Consider the following 14,889-nt stretch of genomic DNA (forward strand, 5'->3'; position numbering starts at 1 on the left):
CTCAGCGCAAAATAACACCGCAATAGTAGATGATTGTTAAAAATAGTTATCAAGGTTGTTTAAAAACGGTGATTTTTATCACAAAGGAAATTCGTATCACTTATTGGTCATCTGAACGCCACTCTGCTGTAAATGGTCACGCAACCAGCTTCCTGCCACACCAGGCGGTGATTTCTTATTCCACAACAGATCGATAGAGATAGCCTTTGGCCAGCCAGGCATCTTTAATTGCACCAGTGGTTTTTCTGCCGCAAACTCCTCCACCAGCGCACAAGGGAGCGCGCACCAGCCGAATCCCTGAACAGCCATACTTAGCAATAACAGATAGTTAGGAGCAGACCAGACGGGGCCGCGCGCCACGTTGGTGCCGCTTTCCAGATAGGTATTCAAACGCAGCTCGCGCCAGGTGTGTAGCTGCTCCCACTGCAGTTTTTCATGAGCCGCCAGCGGATGCGACGCCGCGACGTATAATCCCATCCAGGTTTGCATCGGCAGACGCGTAACGCCCATGTCGGTCGGGTAATCCTCGCGCGCTTCGATCAACCCCACCTGAGCACGCCCTTTTTGCAGCAGATCGATCACGTCTTCATCTTCGCCAATCAGACATTCAAACTCGGTATGGGGAAACTTGCGGTCAAACTGCACCATCAACTCTTCCAGCACATCCGGGTGAAGCGTGTCCGAAAGCACGAAAGTCAGACGCGCTTCCGTCTCACCCGACAGCGAGATCGCCGCCTCATCGAGACGTTCGCTGGCCGTCAAAATTGCCTGCACATAGCCCAGCACCCGCTTACCTTCTTCAGTCAGCGTTGGCTGGCGGGATGAGCGGTCAAAGAGCGCAAAACCAAGATCGGCTTCCAGATGCGCAATGGCCGTACTGATGGTGGACTGGCTTTTGCGCAGCCGCCGGGCCGCCGCAGAAAACGAGCCGCAGGACACGGTCTCCACAAATGCCGTTAACGCTTCAGGAGAGTAACGCATGAACTATCTACTTTATCGATGGATACTATCTTTTAGATATCACATAAAACGATAAAATTGCCACCATTCCGTTATCCGGGCATTAAAGAAGGTTTTAGGTTATGCAACACGATACAGTCCAACGCCGCTCGCTAGTGGAGCGTATTTTTCATGCCGTCTGCTTTGAAGGCATTGCCACCGCTGTTCTCGCACCAACCACCGCATGGTTGATGCAGCGCTCGGTGCTGGAAATGGGCGGACTGACCGTTCTTCTCGCCACCACGGCGATGATCTGGAATATCATTTATAACGCCCTGTTTGACCGCCTGTGGCCATCACATCTGGTAAAACGTACGGCGAAAGTGCGGGCATTTCACGCCTTAGGCTTCGAGAGCGGTTTTATTGTGATCGGGGTGAGCATCGTGGCGTATGTGCTAAACGTCAGCCTGATTCAGGCATTCACGCTGGAAATAGGTTTCTTCCTGTTCTTCCTGCCGTACACCATGTTCTATAACTGGGCTTATGACACGTTACGCGAGCGTGTTATGAAGCGTCGCCAGCAGCGCGTTACTGCCTGATAATTAAAATAATAGTCGGAATCTTCTCGGTTCCGGCTATTAATCCATTCACTAGCCCACTCGTTCACACCTCCCCCAGCCCCTGCCATTTGTGGTAAATTGCGCTTCTTTTTGTTTATTTTATAGTTGATACGTTCAAATAATGTCGAAATTTTGGTCAAAAGAAGAGACTCTCTGGAGCTTCGCACTATATGGGACTGCCGTCGGCGCAGGAACCCTCTTCCTCCCCATACAGCTGGGTTCTGCAGGCGCGGTGGTATTGTTTATCACCGCACTCGTCGCCTGGCCTTTAACCTACTGGCCGCACAAGGCGCTGTGCCAGTTTATCCTGTCCTCAAAAACCTCGGCAGGTGAAGGAATTACCGGCGCGGTTACGCACTACTACGGCAAGAAGATTGGCAGCCTGATTACCACTCTCTATTTTATTGCCTTCTTTGTGGTGGTGCTGATCTACGCCGTAGCGATAACCAATTCACTCACCGAACAGCTGGCAAAACATATCACCATCGATCTGCGGATCCGCATGCTGGTCAGTTTTGGCGTGGTGCTGGTGCTGAACCTGATTTTTCTGATGGGCCGACAAGCCACCATTCGGGTCATGGGCTTTCTGGTGTTCCCGCTGATCGCATACTTTTTATTCCTTTCGCTTTACCTGACCGGAAGCTGGCAACCAACGTTACTCACTGGCCAGATGTCTTTCGATCAGCACACGCTGCATCAGGTTTGGATATCTATTCCCGTGATGGTTTTCGCTTTTAGCCATACGCCAATTATCTCTACGTTCGCCATTGACCGACGTGAGAAATACGGCGAGCAGGCCATGGGTAAATGCAAAAAAATCATGAAGGTAGCCTACGTCATCATCTGCCTGAGCGTGCTGTTTTTCGTCTTCAGCTGTTTGCTTTCGATTCCGACAAACTATATCGAAGACGCGAAAAATGAAGGCGTGACCATTCTGTCAGCGCTATCGATGATGCCCAATGCGCCGGCCTGGCTGTCGATATCCGGGATCATCGTTGCCGTTGTGGCGATGTCAAAATCGTTCCTCGGCACCTACTTTGGCGTGATTGAAGGGGCAACGGAAGTAGTAAAAACGTCGTTGCATCAGGTGGGAGTGAAGAAAAGCCGGGCTTTTAACCGCGCCCTGTCCATTATGTTGGTTTCGGCCATTACGTTCATCATCTGCTGCATTAACCCTAATGCCATTTCAATGATTTACGCGATTAGCGGGCCACTGATTGCCATGATTCTGTTTATCATGCCGACATTATCGACCTATCTGATCCCGGCACTGAAGCCGTACCGTTCAGTGGGTAATCTGATCACCCTGATTGTCGGTCTGCTGTGCGTATCTGTGATGTTTTTTGGCTAGAACGTGTTGTTGAACGGCTCATTCTCCTGAAAGTGGGTGCGATGTCGTTCAGTTAACAACTCAATTTCAGAAAATATCAACCTGTGTTGGCGGAAGTAATGAACATGCTATCTCAGAGAAGGGTTCCGTTCACCTCATGTTCATCGTTTCTCTGAAGCACCGATTCCTGTGAACGTGCAAGGGAGGCTCACCGCCGCCTCCCTTGCAACCCAGGCTCCCGGCGGGAAAATCGTCGCTACGCGATTCATTCGTCTTATGCCGTCTGCCTGTCGGGTCGGGGCCGAGCCTGCGTCCATGCAGCCCGTCCCCTCTGTCCGCATCCCTGCGGACAGCCCCGGTCAGACGTCAACTCCTCATCGATTTTCAGCCGGACCCGAGTCATCGCTTCAACGCTCTGATTTCCAGTTAAATCTGTTTTGCTGTTCAGACCAAAAACGCAGATGGTGAGGTGTGGGCTGGTCCGGCTGAAAATTGCCGACGTGTTTCCGTAAGCCCGGGAGAGCCAGCATGGATGCTGGCTCAGGGCGCGCTTTGCAGGGACGCTACCTCGCGCCCGACCCGGTAGCCTGGAGGAATAAGCGGAGGGGACCGCGGAGCGGCAATTTTCCCGCCGGGAGCCGGGATTGTAAAGGGCGTGGCGAAGAACGCCCTTTACACGTTCACGGGTATCAATGCTTCAGAAAAATAACACTGCTGAGGTGAACGGAACCCTGAGAAAGAATCACATGTTCACCCTACATGCTTAACTGGACGGTATTGAACGTGGATGAGCCGTTAAACTGACTTATTTGATGTACGAATCCAGCACTTTCAGGATCACATCCAAATCCTCTTCGCGCTTAATTTCATCGCCCTGATGCACAATGTGCTCGGTCAGATGACCTTTAATCACTTCACGCATTAATCCATTTACCGCACCGCGGATCGCCGCTATTTGCTGCAATACCGCCGCGCATTCATGCGGTTCATCCAGCATGGTTTTCAACGCCGCTACCTGCCCCTGAATCTTGCTGGCTCGGGCTTTCAGCTTTTGTTTGTCGCGGATCGTATGTGACATAGCTTTACCTTTTTAACGTCTGGCTGTAGCGACAATACCATCCTCATTCTACTGGGGGGTAGTATTTAATACTGGGGGGGAGTAGAATCAAGCAAAATTAAACAACTAAGAATCATTCTCATGGGTGAGTTTTCTACGCTTCTTCAGCAAGGCAACGCCTGGTTTTTCATTCCCAGCGCGATTCTATTGGGTGTGTTACACGGGCTGGAACCAGGGCATTCCAAGACGATGATGGCGGCCTTTATTATTGCTATTAAGGGAACCATCAAACAGGCGGTGATGCTGGGGCTGGCGGCAACGCTGTCGCATACCGCCGTGGTATGGCTGATTGCGCTAGGCGGGATGTATATCAGCAAAGCGTTTACCGCCCAGGCCGTCGAGCCCTGGCTGCAGTTTGTTTCGGCGATTATTATTCTCGGGACCGCATTCTGGATGTTCTGGCGGACCAGGCAGGGAGAGCAGAACTGGCTGGCCCAGACGCATCACGACCACGATCATGGGCATCATCACCACGCTCACGAGCATCACCATGATCATGACGGTCATCACCACCATCATGATGACCACGATGACGATCACCATCATCATCATGAACACGACCATGGCGCACTGGCCGGGCTGAACGAAGGTTCAAAAGAGTATCAGGATGCCCACGAACGGGCGCATGCCACCGATATTCAGCGCCGCTTTGCGGGCAAAGAGGTCACCAACGGCCAAATATTACTGTTCGGTCTGACCGGCGGGCTTATCCCGTGCCCAGCCGCCATTACGGTGCTGCTGATTTGCATCCAGCTCAAAGCCTTCACGCTGGGTGCGACCATGGTGCTGTGCTTCAGCCTCGGGCTGGCGCTGACGCTGGTAACGGTGGGCGTGGGAGCGGCAATCAGCGTGCAGCAGGCGGCCAAACGCTGGAGCGGATTTAACACGATGGCCCGCAAAGCACCCTATTTTTCCAGTGTGCTCATTGCTATGGTCGGCTTATATATGGGGATTCACGGCTATATGGGGATCGTCGGTTAACACCAAGAGAGCGCAGCAGCGCTTGCCGCTGCGCGTAAAACCAGGCTAGCTTGCGACATTCCCCCACACCAGTTGCCCTTTATGGAAGGTCGCGGTGCGTGGGGAAATTCGCGCGACCGCTTCTGCCGAACAAGAGGCATCCACCAGCACAAAGCTGGCTTCATCCTGCGCTTTTGGCCAGACGCGCTCACCTTTATCGTTTAGCGGCAGCACATCGCCGGTGGCAAGAAACAGCGCACGCGACAGGTTAAGCTCATTGGGGCGAATATAGAGCTGGGCGTACAGATTCGCCTTCTCCAGCATGTCGCCCAGCCCGTACGGCGACCAGTGGTCAATCACGCTGTCGGTGCCGGTAATCACCTCCACGCCTTTGTCTCGCAGCTGTTTGAGCGGCATATGCAGCGTGCCAATCGGCACCGTCGAGGCAATTGTAATCTGCTGCGCCGCCATACGGGTCGCCAGCGCGTCAACCTGCTGCTCGTTCAGCGTTGCCAGCGCAAACGCGTGGCTGATGGTCAGTTTGCCCTTTAGCTGCGGCGTTTTCTCCACCGTTTCCACCATGTAATTCACCGCCGCCACACCCGCCGGACTGGTTTCATGCAGATGGATATCTACGCCTTTATCGTAATCCAGCGCAATCTGGAACATGGTGTCGAGGGATTTTTCCATCGCCCCATCGACGCTGGTTGGGTCCAGACCGCCGACGTAATGCGCTCCCGCCTGCATCGCTTCGCGCATCAGCGGTTCAGATTTTGATAACAGCAGGCCATGCTGCGGAAATGCCACGATTTCACAGGCAAAACCCGGTTGACGACGCGCCAGTACCGCCTGCAGGTTTTCGAGATTTTTCAGCCCGGAAACCGGTTCTATGTTGCAGTGGCTGCGGGCGATCGAGGTGCCTTTTGACTGCAGCAGATCGATCAGCTTTTCTGCGCGCTCCTGCGTATAAGGCTGGAGTTCAGGCAGCAGCTTTTGTTCCAGGCGGATCATATCCTGAATAGTGGTGCCAGCCGGACGGTTCAGCGAACGCCAGGGACCGCCGTAAAAGGTTTTATCCAGATGGATGTGCATGTCGCGCATGGCGGGCAGCATCAGCTTTCCACCCGCATCATAGTGAGGCAGCGTCGCATCCGGATGCTGCTTATTCTCGCGCAGCGCAACGATTTTTCCGTCTTTGATTTCAACGGTTTGCAGCGCGGTACGGGTGTGCACCACCACCGAGCTTTCGTAATCAAAGCCCGCTTCCAGCAGGACGTTATCCAGGTAATAGTGTTTATCGTTAATCGTCATTGTGCTCTTCGACCCGCAGGTGTTCCCGACAGGATTAGCAGCATACGCGACCGGAGCGACCGCGCCAAACAGCGCGGCAGCGGTCACCATTTTTCCGCTCTGGCTTAAAAATTCACGGCGGCTGTTACTTTCCTTCATTCACGTCTCCTCTCAGGAATGGACAATATGGGTGCCCGTTTCGCCGCGCAGTGCGGCAGGCAGGCATTCCGGCGTGGTGATGATTACTCGTTTACCGCCACGCTCCAGAAACGCCAGGCTGGCAACGATCTTGGGTAACATGCTGCCAGGCGGGAAATGACCCTCCTGCATGTAACGGGTCATCGTTGCAACATCCACCGTATCCAGCGCCTGCTGGTTGGGTTTGCCAAAATGAATACAGACCTGCTCGACGCCGGTGGTGATGACCAGAATGTCGGCGCGGATCTCCTGCGCCAGTAGCGCCGTGGAGAGATCTTTATCAATCACCGCGTCCACGCTCTGGTAATCCCCTTGATCGCTACGCACCACCGGGATCCCGCCGCCGCCCGCGCCAATAACCACAAAGCCTTGCTGGGTCAGCGTTTTGATCGCCTCCGCCTCGACAATGCGCTTCGGTTGTGGAGAGGCGACTACCCGACGGTAGCCGCGCCCCGAATCCTCAACAAAGCGCCAGCCCGGATTGACCCGCTGCAGTTCATCACGCTGCGCTTCGCTAAAGAACGCGCCAATGGGCTTGGTCGGATTAGCGAAGCCCGGATCGTTTTTGTCGACCTCCACCTGCGTGACCACCGTAACTGCCCTCTGCTCACCGCGCCGCGCCAGACGGTTATTCAGCGCCTGTTGGATCAGATAACCGATACCGCCCTGCGTATCGGCAACGCAGTTTGCCAGCGGGGTAAGCGGCAGCCCTTCACGCTCGTGCGCGATTTCCGCACGCCGCAGATCCAGCCCTACCTGTGGCCCGTTACCGTGCGTCAGCACAATGTTGTAGTCCGATGCCAGCATCTCCAGCACCGTATCCGCTACCGCTTTCACCGCTTCAGCCTGGTGTTCAATCGACTGGCTGGCGTTATCTTTGATAATGCTGTTGCCGCCAATGGCAACGACCACAAGTTCTTTCATAGTGTTATCTTCCGCTTGCAGGCAATTCAGGTCGTTTTCGTCGGTTCCTGCTCAGGCGCAGTCACCGCTTCACGGCTATCAAGAACATGCTTGAGGACAAACATGCCACTCATCATCAGGTAGGCCACAACAAACATCATCGAGCTGCCTTCCGCAAAGCCAACCGCCGGGGAGTGGATCACGCCAAACAGTGATAACAGTGCGCCAAAGGCTGCGGCAATCGCGCCGCGCAGCGGCTTGTTCATAATGGCGAAGATAGCGACGCAGCCCCACAGCATGCTGGCCAGCGGTGCGCCGCTTCCCAAATGCACCAGTCCGTCGTAATAGACACCTTTGCTGTGCAGCAAGTCACTACCCAGTTTCCCCGCGGATGTTCCGGCGGCACCCATCACGCTGTTGACGATGGTCAATGCCCAGTTGGCGATCCACGGGAACAGACAGATGAAGATAACGGGAACCTCGACTTTGGGCGTTTCTCGCACCACCTGGTTGGCGGTCACCACGCCGATAAACACCAGAATCGGCACTATCGCGGTCATCGGAATAATGGCGAGCATAAACGCGCCCAGCCCAAACAGCGGCACCAGGAACATGGTGATGCCTGAAGCGAGGGTATAGCCGATGCTGGCGCCCATCGCTTTCCAGCCCGCATGCCCAACATATACGGTCACCGGGAACGGGTTACCCAGCATGCAGCCGAGCATGGAGGCAAAGCCGTTCGCCATCATGACTTTACGGGTGTTGTACTCATCCCCCGCCGCGTGCGCACTTTCAATGTTCTCAAGGTCAAAAATGTAGTTCGCCAGGCCCAGAGGAACAGCAGAAGCCAGATACGGCAGTGCGTGCGGTAAACCTTGCAAGAAGCTGTCGACATGAATTTCCGGCGGGTTGAAGCCAAAGGAAGACATCGACGCTTTAATGGCTTCCGGGCTTTGTAAACCGGAGATCCACGCCAGGGCCGTACCGGCAATCAGCAGCAGTAAACCGGTAGGAATACGGGCAAAAATCGGCTTCTTACCGAACCAGTTAATGAAGATCAGCAACAGGACGATGAAAGAAACCGTCGGCGCTTCGAATGCCTGCAGCATCGGGTTCATCGCCAGCAGCAACAGCCCCAGGCCGGACAGACAAGAAAGCAGTACCGTACGCGGGATCATCTTGCGGATGGTCTCGCCCAGGAAGGAGCCGCCGACCAGGATCAACGCTTCGACAAAGCACCACACCAGGGCTATCTGGATAGCGAAGTTGGCATCTTTGGTTTGCTGATAAACCGGCATCAGCACCAGGAAGGTCACGGTGAAGATTGACGGTGCACTCGGTCCGGACGGCAGCGCCGTTACGTCGTTACGCCCGGTGTGCTTTGCCATCTGCAGGCCAAACCAGGCGTAGCAGACACTGGCCACCAGCACCGCCAGACCAAAGGCAGGCGCAATACGACCGTAGACAATTTCAGTAGGGATCCCGACGACAAAAATGAGCAGCCCCATCATTGTCAGCAGGTTAGTCAGGTTGTTGGTCATCAGCCCAAAGTAAGCCGCCCAGTCACCACGTTTCCATTCTAGTTTTATGCTGTTCATGGAATATCCTTAACAGGTTAAGCATCATTTGCGATCTCGGAGATCGCCCAGCCCTGCAGGTAAGCAACGTTTTTCGCTTCGCTACTGTGGGGCTAACCGCGTTAGCCCCGGTTATTGTTATTGGCAGTAGCGGTCGCGCCAGTTGAGGATCGCCTTTTCAAAACAGGCGAACGGCGGGTGAACTATTCCGGCGCCGATCATGCCGATCCCCGCGTCTTTGTGCGCAATAGCGGTGTTGATCACCGGCAGAATGCCGGTGCTGCCTACGCGCGTAATATCAATAGCAGTCGGTACGCCCATAAAACCAAGCAGCGGAATGGTGACGTTGGGGTTTTCGCCGAGAGTGATTTCTCGCATCTGGCGAGAGAAATCAACGGCCTCTTCGACCGTACCGCCCACCAGCGCTACGATGGCCGGTGCCGTCGCCATCGCGAAACCGCCAATGCCGTAGGTTTCGGTGATCGCGCTATCGCCGATATCACGTCCGGAATCTTCCGGCTTATAGCCCGCAAACATCGGTCCAATCACCTGCTGCGCCGGACCGGTAAACCACTGGCCCGGTAAGCCGCTAATGCGCAGACCGAACTCAACGCCGTTGCGCGCCATCGTCGTCACCACGGTGCTGTATTCAATACCGTGTGCAGCGTCCATTGCGGCTTTACACATCGCCATCCAGGTCGGTCCGGAGAAGTAATCACTACTGAGGACGAACTCGAACACCTCACGTTGCTGCTCAACCGGATAGCCGGTCTGAATAATCCACGGCGTCAGCGCCTGAATCAGCAGCGCCGTCCCGGCGTTGTTGCGGTTATGGCACTCATCACCCATGTGCAATGCCTGCGCCAACATCAGGCGCAGATCGATTTCGCCCGCCAGCTTCATAGCGTCGCGCAGCATCGGTCCCAGCACATCGCGCATCCAGTTCAAACGATCGATAACGCTCTGATCGTTCGCGCCCATACGCAGGATCTTCGCCATCTGCTCGCTCATATTGGTATATGCGCGGTTGCCATAGGTTTTGTTCTCGACGATGTGCATAAACATCGATGCCGATGTCACGCCCGCCATCGAGCCGACACAGTCATGCTCGTGGCACGGAGAGAAGATGATTTCACCCGAGGCGGCCAGTTCGGCGGCTTCATCCAGATCTTTCGCCAGCCCTTCAAAGACCAGCGCCCCGGTTACCGCCCCCTTCATTGCGCCGCACATTTTTTCCCAGCGGATTGGCGGCCCGGCGTGCAGGATGGTGTTACGGGTCATGCCCGGCACGACGTTGATCGCCTGGTCATAGCCAATCAGCACCGGATGCGACTGGATAATGCGTTCCAGCGCCTGCTGGTTAGCGGCCGCGATTTTGTCTGCCAACGGTGAATCGGCAATATCATCCAGTGCCGCTACCACCTGCATGTTGCCCTGGCCCGGCGGTGTCCAGTCGAGCTGAGTCACCGGTACGTTCTGCTTTTTCAGGTCATCGCTGAACATTGCTATGCCAACGTTAATCACGTTCAGCGGCTGGTTAAACAGTGTCTGGCTCATCAGGCTTCCTCCCCTTTACAGATAAATTCACGCGCCAGCAATCCTGTGTTGGTGCTACTGCTCGCCCAGATAACCCCGGCGTCGGTCAGCATCTGACACTGTTTTTCCAGCGACGGCGTATCAAGATCGGTTCCCAGCACATAGCCGAGGATCTCAAGCGGACGACCGTCTGCGACGGCGATCGCTTTGGCTTCAACGATCGCATCGAGCATCACGCCAACCGGATCTTCATGCGATCCAAATCCAAGGACGAAGTCCATCACGATCACGCCAACTTCAGGATCGCGCGCTTCCTGTAACAGACGACTAATGCGGTTGGTGGGATCGATCATCGGGTGCGGTTTGCCATTGGTAAAATCGTCATCACCGAAATCGAGGAAGGTATGCGCCACGCTGCGGTTGAGATCTTTCAGGCGGAACGCCGGATCCGGATGAATGTTGCTGTAAACTTCGGCATGTTTTTCCATGGCAGCAAACATCGCCTCATCGCACAACGTGCCGCCACAGAACAAGCCACGGATGTACTTTTGCTGTGGGGTCAGACGGGCGCGAACCTCTTCAATCAGCGGCCAGTTGAGCGGATGCAGATCCAGACTCTCTTTTTTCACGCCGGTCAGCAGTACCGCTTTCAACGCCGCCTCTTTAGTACCGCGGGCAAACTGCAGGCCTTTTTCATCCGCAGGCGCGGCTTCACGTCCGAGGAAACACACCACCACGGGCTTATGACAGGCGCGCGCACGTTCCAGCACCTTGCGCGCCACCGCTGGCGCAGGTGGTTTGGAGATAAGTGCGATGATCTCAGTTTGCGGATCGGCCTCCAGCATGCCAATCGCGTCAAGCATCATCAGGCCGCCAATCTTTTCGCTAAGATCGCGTCCACCTGTGCCAATCAACTGGGAAATTCCGCCGCCAAATTCGTGAATGCGTACGCTCAGCTCCTGGCTGCCGGTACCGGAGGCACCAATAATTCCGATGTTGCCGCGACGCACCGCGTTGCCAAAACACAGCGCCGCGCCGTTAATGATGGCGGTTCCGCAATCTGGCCCCATCATCAACAGTCCTTTTTCATGCGCCAGCTGCTTAAGCGCCAGCTCGTCCTCAAGAGAGACGTTGTCAGAGAACAGCATCACATTGAGGTTATTTTGCAGCGCCTGGCGCGCTTCACGCGCGGCAAACAGGCCATTGACTGAGATCACCGCCAGATTGCTCTCAGGAACATGCTTCTTCGCGCTGGCAAGCGTGGCATAGCGCGCTTCATGCTGGCCACCCTGCTCTTTATGCGTAAACAGATCGTCAATCGCCACCAGCGTTTGGTCGTTCGCCGCCTCGCTGGCGCCTTTAATGACAATCATCAGATCGCCACTTTTCGCCTCTTCCAGCTCAGGCGTCAGCAGGCCGAGATTCTTCAGTACGCCCTTATTCATCTCTGTCGCCATAGCCACAAACGCCTGCTCAACGCCATCGAGCTTATTTGCGCGCGTGGAGATAGACATCAGTGAGACAGAATCAAAATACGTGTTCTTTTTAACAACTATCCTGATCGACATAATTCCCTCCGGACCTGTGGCTCAGGGCGCAGGCATCCGCCATGCCATACAGCATGTCGCAGCCAGAACTTGAACCGATATTTTTAATGTCAGTAATATATTGCGTAGAAACGAGTTGTTGCTCAGTAATAAATTGGTTCAGCAGCCGTCCGATGCTTTCCCGATAACGCTGATTAAATGCTTCCTCTAGCGTTATTTTGCTAAGTAGCGTTGTATTATTTCCTGCACGTTGCAATGCTGCTAAAAAATCATCTCGATATTTCCTCAGCGGATGTCCGAGAATAAATAAAATAGTGCTTAAGCCTACTAAATAATCATCCGATGAGGGCGTCAGCCCTATCCCCAAACCAATTAAATGGCTGACCGCCGTAGTAATATTTTCTCCTGTACGCAACGCCGTCAGTAATGTTTGTCGGCGGTTGAGTAATTGACGGGTGATTTCCTGATAAAACGGATTGTCACCCCGGTACAGAAATAATGTGTCGTCGCTTGTTAGCTGTTGGCGGATAACCTCTTCCCAGTGCTGCCAGCCGACTGCGGCAAGGCTTGCTGCATCAGATGTCCACCGTGGTATTCGCCACAGCTGGCAACCGGCGGTTTCTATCCATTTATCATTGCCAACAACTATTCCCGACCCGCTAAAATTGACCCGCTCACCGGGGTGAAACAGGTCTTCACAATGCGTCAGCGCCAACCGACAGCTGTTAGGTGCGTTATCACAATCTTCACTCAGTAACGTCAGCAGCCGCTGCTGTTCGGGTATCAACAGGTTTACCGCGTGGGAAAAAACCTGTTCAACCCGTCCCGTTCCCCGGAAAGTGAGAAACGCGCTGTCTGCGGTTAGCGCCCGTACGCATCGCCGTGATGGCGTAGCGATAATGGCGCTCCTGTGTCAGGCTCCGGCCGCAATCAGCAGCTCGGCAATTTCGTGGTACCCTTTCTCTCGCGCCAGTTCCAGCGGGGTTTTACCGTATTTATCCGTCATGTGCGGGTTTGCGCCATGGTCGAGCAGCAGCTTAACGATCTCCTGCTGCTTCGCACCGCCGTCATTTAGCACGATGGCTTCCAGGAGCGGCGTCCAGCCAACAAAATTAGTATGGTTGACATTGATATCGGTACGCAGCAGTAGTTCGCGCACGATCTCGACATGACCTTTTTCGCTGGCAGGTGTAATACCAACGCCGCCAAAACGGCTCAGGCAATTGAGGTCAGGGTCAGCCGGTAATACCGTACGCAACAGCGTTAAATCATTAGTCAGGCAGCTAATCAGGAAGGGGTTAAAACAAGTTTGATCTTGTTTATTAATATCGGCACCCGCAGCAATCAATAAAGAAACACAGTCATAATGTTTATTCAGGCTGGCAATAATAATGGCAGTACGCCCCTGGCGGTTGGTGGCGTTAATATCCACATTTTTTGCCAGACAGGATTTTAATCCATCGGCATTGCCCTGCTCTGCCGCCAGCAGAAATTCAGTAATGAGTTCTTTCTCTGACATAATCGCTCCCCTGCAGTTTTTTAGACTTTTTAAATATCCGATAACCTGAGAATAGCAATAGAGTGCAGAGAATAACATCCGCTTAAATTTCATTCATCGTTAGCGCATCGATTATTGAATCAATTTTAACAATGAGAGCAAAACGTGCTGTAGTGCAATCTTTCCCTTATGGCTGGGGCCCTTTTAGCCACTAATCAGTAGTCCGGAAAATCAGGCGGTATGCTGCACGGATAGCGGCCTGCAATTAAAATACAGAAGTGTGATTGCCTTCAAATCAAATGTAAAACTAGTGTTAAATTCTGTTCAAAACTGATTGCTCTGTATAAGGATTACAAATACATTCAACAATCATCGTGTTGCGGATGCGCATTGTCGCCGGAGGGGAGAAAGATGAATTCAATATTTACCGAGGAAAACCTACTGGCATTTACGATGGCTGCCCGCTATAGCAGTTTCAGCAAGGCAGCGGAGGAGCTTGGCTTAACCACATCGGCAATTAGTTACACCATTAAGCGCATGGAAATGGGTCTCGACGTGGTGCTGTTTACCCGCAGTACTCGCAGCATTGAGCTGACCGAGTCCGGACGCTATCTGTTTCGTAAGGCGACCGACCTGCTCAACGATTTCCACGCAATCAAGCGCAGCATTGATACCATCGCTCAGGGAATTGAGGCTCGGGTGCGCATCTGCATTAACCAGCTGTTGTATACCCCTCAACATACGGCGCGGCTGCTGCAGGTACTCAAGAAACAGTTTCCAACCTGCCAGATAACCGTCACTACAGAGGTGTATAACGGCGTCTGGGATTCGATCATCAATAACCTGGCCAATATCGCGATTGGCGCGCCCGATACATTACTGGACGGCGGCGGAATTGATTACACCGAGATCGGCGCGATCCGTTGGTCGTTCGCTATTGCCCCGGATCATCCGCTGGCGTTTATGCCTGAACCCATTTCTGAGAGCCAACTGCGCCTGTACCCGAACATCATGGTGGAAGACACCGCACATACCATCAATAAGAAGGTCGGCTGGCTGTTACACGGACAGGAGTCGATTCTGGTTCCCGATTTTAATACCAAGTGCCAGTGCCAGATCCTGGGGGAGGGCATCGGTTTTCTGCCAGACTATATGGTGCGCGAGGCGATGGAAAAGTCGTTGCTGGTGACACGGCAGATCCACAACCCGCGTCAGGATTCACGAATGCTGTTGGCAACCCAGCATTCGGCAACCGGTCGTGTCACTCAGTGGATTAAAAAAGAGTTTGGCCCGCAAGGGATACTGACGGGGATTTATCAGGATTTACTGCATCGGGCGTGATGCACCGGATGGCTGTTATACCTTCCGGTGCAT

Annotated in this window: 13 protein-coding genes; 4 read left to right on the forward strand and 9 right to left on the reverse strand. The window is 53.9% G+C overall.

What is annotated here, in order from left to right:
• Positions 1 to 96 precede the first annotated feature (96 nt).
• Complete coding sequence (locus OGX97_RS19545) at positions 97 to 981, reverse strand: LysR family transcriptional regulator (RefSeq protein ID WP_279850833.1); 885 nt, start codon at positions 979 to 981, stop codon at positions 97 to 99.
• A 101-nt stretch (positions 982 to 1,082) separates the two neighbouring features.
• On the opposite strand from OGX97_RS19545, the gene OGX97_RS19550 reads away from it, so the two are divergent.
• Together OGX97_RS19550 and OGX97_RS19555 are read left to right on the forward strand one after the other, a co-directional pair.
• Positions 1,083 to 1,538 carry a multidrug/biocide efflux PACE transporter gene (locus tag OGX97_RS19550; RefSeq protein ID WP_047408961.1) on the forward strand — a complete coding sequence of 152 codons (456 nt, stop codon included), beginning with the start codon at positions 1,083 to 1,085 and terminating at the stop codon, positions 1,536 to 1,538.
• Between the two features lie 142 nt (positions 1,539 to 1,680).
• Positions 1,681 to 2,910 (forward strand): amino acid permease, encoded by a 1,230-nt coding sequence (locus OGX97_RS19555; protein WP_003825569.1) that lies wholly within the window; start codon positions 1,681 to 1,683, stop codon positions 2,908 to 2,910.
• Positions 2,911 to 3,694: 784 nt separating this feature from the next.
• Here the strand turns inward: OGX97_RS19555 and rcnR are convergent.
• Positions 3,695 to 3,967, reverse strand: a complete 273-nt coding sequence (rcnR, locus tag OGX97_RS19560) for a Ni(II)/Co(II)-binding transcriptional repressor RcnR (protein WP_043017452.1) — start codon at positions 3,965 to 3,967, stop codon at positions 3,695 to 3,697.
• 120 nt (positions 3,968 to 4,087) lie between these two features.
• Here rcnR and OGX97_RS19565 point away from each other — a divergent pair, with 120 nt between their 5' ends.
• Entirely contained in the window at positions 4,088 to 4,987 is a 900-nt protein-coding gene (locus OGX97_RS19565) for a nickel/cobalt efflux protein RcnA (RefSeq protein WP_279850832.1), read from the forward strand.
• A 45-nt stretch (positions 4,988 to 5,032) separates the two neighbouring features.
• Here OGX97_RS19565 and OGX97_RS19570 read toward each other — a convergent pair whose 3' ends face one another.
• The 7 genes from OGX97_RS19570 to OGX97_RS19600 all read right to left on the reverse strand — a co-directional run bounded on the left by OGX97_RS19570 (position 5,033) and on the right by OGX97_RS19600 (position 13,536).
• Complete coding sequence (locus OGX97_RS19570) at positions 5,033 to 6,415, reverse strand: amidohydrolase family protein (protein WP_257119573.1); 1,383 nt, start codon at positions 6,413 to 6,415, stop codon at positions 5,033 to 5,035.
• Between the two features lie 12 nt (positions 6,416 to 6,427).
• Positions 6,428 to 7,378, reverse strand: a complete 951-nt coding sequence (locus OGX97_RS19575) for a carbamate kinase family protein (protein ID WP_218658959.1) — start codon at positions 7,376 to 7,378, stop codon at positions 6,428 to 6,430.
• A gap of 26 nt (positions 7,379 to 7,404) precedes the next feature.
• Positions 7,405 to 8,955, reverse strand: coding sequence for a hypothetical protein (locus tag OGX97_RS19580; protein WP_003825560.1), 1,551 nt, complete (start codon positions 8,953 to 8,955; stop codon positions 7,405 to 7,407).
• A gap of 117 nt (positions 8,956 to 9,072) precedes the next feature.
• Entirely contained in the window at positions 9,073 to 10,491 is a 1,419-nt protein-coding gene (locus OGX97_RS19585) for a DUF1116 domain-containing protein (RefSeq protein ID WP_008785728.1), read from the reverse strand.
• On the reverse strand, positions 10,491 to 12,038 hold the full coding sequence (gene fdrA / locus OGX97_RS19590) for an acyl-CoA synthetase FdrA (protein WP_125363283.1): 1,548 nt from the start codon (positions 12,036 to 12,038) through the stop codon (positions 10,491 to 10,493). Before fdrA ends, OGX97_RS19585 begins: the two co-directional genes overlap by 1 nt.
• Positions 12,016 to 12,804, reverse strand: coding sequence for a DUF2877 domain-containing protein (locus tag OGX97_RS19595; RefSeq protein ID WP_218658957.1), 789 nt, complete (start codon positions 12,802 to 12,804; stop codon positions 12,016 to 12,018). Before OGX97_RS19595 ends, fdrA begins: the two co-directional genes overlap by 23 nt.
• Before the next feature lie 126 nt (positions 12,805 to 12,930).
• Complete coding sequence (locus tag OGX97_RS19600; RefSeq protein WP_008785731.1) at positions 12,931 to 13,536, reverse strand: ankyrin repeat domain-containing protein; 606 nt, start codon at positions 13,534 to 13,536, stop codon at positions 12,931 to 12,933.
• A gap of 390 nt (positions 13,537 to 13,926) precedes the next feature.
• Between OGX97_RS19600 and OGX97_RS19605 the strand changes: the two genes are divergently transcribed.
• Positions 13,927 to 14,856, forward strand: a complete 930-nt coding sequence (locus tag OGX97_RS19605) for a LysR substrate-binding domain-containing protein (RefSeq protein ID WP_003825551.1) — start codon at positions 13,927 to 13,929, stop codon at positions 14,854 to 14,856.
• Positions 14,857 to 14,889 lie beyond the last annotated feature (33 nt).

The organism is Citrobacter sp. Cpo061 (assembly GCF_030332845.1).
GTDB lineage: Bacteria > Pseudomonadota > Gammaproteobacteria > Enterobacterales > Enterobacteriaceae > Citrobacter > Citrobacter portucalensis.

Coding starts and splice junctions, on each gene's coding strand:
- OGX97_RS19545 (WP_279850833.1), bottom strand. CDS start 981: ATGCGTTACTCTCCTGAAGCGTTAACGGCATTTGTGGAGACCGTGTCC.
- OGX97_RS19550 (WP_047408961.1), top strand. CDS start 1,083: ATGCAACACGATACAGTCCAACGCCGCTCGCTAGTGGAGCGTATTTTT.
- OGX97_RS19555 (WP_003825569.1), top strand. CDS start 1,681: ATGTCGAAATTTTGGTCAAAAGAAGAGACTCTCTGGAGCTTCGCACTA.
- rcnR (WP_043017452.1), bottom strand. CDS start 3,967: ATGTCACATACGATCCGCGACAAACAAAAGCTGAAAGCCCGAGCCAGC.
- OGX97_RS19565 (WP_279850832.1), top strand. CDS start 4,088: ATGGGTGAGTTTTCTACGCTTCTTCAGCAAGGCAACGCCTGGTTTTTC.
- OGX97_RS19570 (WP_257119573.1), bottom strand. CDS start 6,415: ATGAAGGAAAGTAACAGCCGCCGTGAATTTTTAAGCCAGAGCGGAAAA.
- OGX97_RS19575 (WP_218658959.1), bottom strand. CDS start 7,378: ATGAAAGAACTTGTGGTCGTTGCCATTGGCGGCAACAGCATTATCAAA.
- OGX97_RS19580 (WP_003825560.1), bottom strand. CDS start 8,955: ATGAACAGCATAAAACTAGAATGGAAACGTGGTGACTGGGCGGCTTAC.
- OGX97_RS19585 (WP_008785728.1), bottom strand. CDS start 10,491: ATGAGCCAGACACTGTTTAACCAGCCGCTGAACGTGATTAACGTTGGC.
- fdrA (WP_125363283.1), bottom strand. CDS start 12,038: ATGTCGATCAGGATAGTTGTTAAAAAGAACACGTATTTTGATTCTGTC.
- OGX97_RS19600 (WP_008785731.1), bottom strand. CDS start 13,536: ATGTCAGAGAAAGAACTCATTACTGAATTTCTGCTGGCGGCAGAGCAG.
- OGX97_RS19605 (WP_003825551.1), top strand. CDS start 13,927: ATGAATTCAATATTTACCGAGGAAAACCTACTGGCATTTACGATGGCT.